Origin of the sequence: Sulfurovum sp. bin170, assembly GCF_010892395.1 — a bacterium.
In the GTDB taxonomy this organism is placed as follows: Bacteria; Campylobacterota; Campylobacteria; order Campylobacterales; family Sulfurovaceae; genus UBA1140.
Genome location: NZ_JAACKB010000149.1, coordinates 1 through 1,715, shown reverse-complemented (window position 1 = coordinate 1,715; position 1,715 = coordinate 1). Strand labels below are relative to the sequence as shown.

The window sequence follows — 1,715 nt, the reverse complement described above, 5'->3', positions numbered from 1 at the left end:
GCATATAAATTTTCACCATATTTACTAGTATCATGTCCAAATCCACCAGTAGATGCTAGATGGTCTGCATACTTCTGAGATGTAGCAGCTATCTCATCACTCCATATTACTTTAGCTCCTTCAAATACTTCTGCTCTAACTTTATTGTGTGCATCAACAGCCTCTTGTTGTAGAGAGTTAGAACTTTTTGTTTCATTTTTAGTCTCATTTTTTGGTGAAGTTGCACTACAACCTGCAAGAAGTAGTAGTGAAAGTAGCACAGTTTTAGTTTTATTTGATTTGAACATCAATATTTCCTTTTGTATTTAGGTTATTGGGTAATATCTCATTTAGGGTCAGCCATCCCTTCAATATAAGCCAAAGCCTCTTCCATTAAAGCGATATGATAATTTTCCTGATTATTGATAAATGTGAAGAAAGCAGCAAAGTGTTCAGAGCTATCAGATACAGCTTCTGCTAATCTTTTGCACTCCTCTTTGGCTCCTATCTCCTCTTGGATACCATCTTTTAGGAACTGTTCTAAGTTCTCAAATTTATAAATCTCCTCCATAAGAGTTCTTGGAACACCAAGTATTCCCATATCTGCCATCATCTGACCAAAACTTCTTAGGTGGAATAGAGACTCATCTACAAGGATTTGATAAATTCTATTTAAAAAAACATCATTGCTATTTGCTTTTGAGTAGTTGTATACCATGATAAGCTCATACTCTTTGTAGCTCTCTTCAAACAAAAATAGAGTTAAGGCATCTTTGGCTCTTTGGGTTAATTCGACATTTGGATACTCTCTATTACTATCAAATCTATCCTCTACCTCCTCTTCAGGGAGTCTCTCTAGCACGGCTTTGATATACTCTATATCGCTTCTCATCCGATGGGTTATATCCCCATCTTTGCAAGAGTCTAATTTAGATTCTATTGAGGTTAGTCTCTTTAGGATGTCGTTAATCATGTGAGAGATATGGGTTACGCGGATAGGTACATGTTTTATATTATAGTTGTACTCTACTCCATTTTTGATAAAATCATTCTCTAGCCATGTTAGGTGTTTAAATAGAATATTGGCAAACTCATATAGCTCTTGTCTACTCTGTGTCTTTGAGATAAATCCTGTAAATTGGGTTGCTAACCACGCTTCGTGAATCTCTTTAAATAGTCTTTTCACTATTCTCCTCCTCTTTTGGTGTACAGTCTGTGCTGATTTGATAGCTTATCATTGGGAAGTCGCTATCTTTCTGTTTCTCTATATAGGTATCTAGTGCAGCTTTTAGTGCTAGGGCTACCATCTCTGTACATGCTGCGTCTTCTGGTGGTAGATTATCTAACATCCCTAGAGTTACAGAGACTAACTCTTCGGCTCTGGTGAATGTGATTCCTTTTGCTTCAGATGTTATAATAGAGCCTGAAACGATGGTTGTACTACAGCCAATAGCTTGAAATGATATATCTTTGATGATTGGGTTATCAGCCTTTTCTACTTTTAGATATATTGCAACTTTTTCACCATTTTGTGGATTTTTACCCATGCCTGTTGCATCATTTTCTGGCATATCTCCATAGTTTTGTGGATTCATCATATGCTCTATGAGTTGTGCATCTGCGTTCATATTTTGCCCTTTTTCCTAATTTTTCTCCGATATTATACCCTTTTGGATTTTGGTTTAGTTTGATTGAGTGCTTTTAGCCCAATAAATAGATATATCTTTAAAGGATTT

Annotated in this window: 3 protein-coding genes; all 3 read right to left on the bottom strand. The window is 36.0% G+C overall.

All coding sequences use genetic code 11. The annotated features are described in order from the left end of the window. Nucleotides 1-287: hypothetical protein (locus tag GSY74_RS03560; RefSeq protein WP_223157454.1), on the bottom strand; the 287-nt coding region annotated here is incomplete at its 3' end. A gap of 38 nt (nt 288-325) precedes the next feature. After that, nucleotides 326-1,165 carry a hypothetical protein gene (locus tag GSY74_RS03555; RefSeq protein ID WP_164663736.1) on the bottom strand — a complete coding sequence of 280 codons (840 nt, stop codon included), beginning with the start codon at nt 1,163-1,165 and terminating at the stop codon, nt 326-328. Next, the gene (locus GSY74_RS03550; protein ID WP_164663735.1) at nt 1,149-1,607 is read right to left on the bottom strand and encodes an iron-sulfur cluster assembly scaffold protein; all 459 of its coding nucleotides are present in this window, start codon (nt 1,605-1,607) and stop codon (nt 1,149-1,151) included. The genes GSY74_RS03555 and GSY74_RS03550 overlap by 17 nt, the downstream gene beginning before the upstream one ends. Nucleotides 1,608-1,715: the final 108 nt, after the last annotated feature.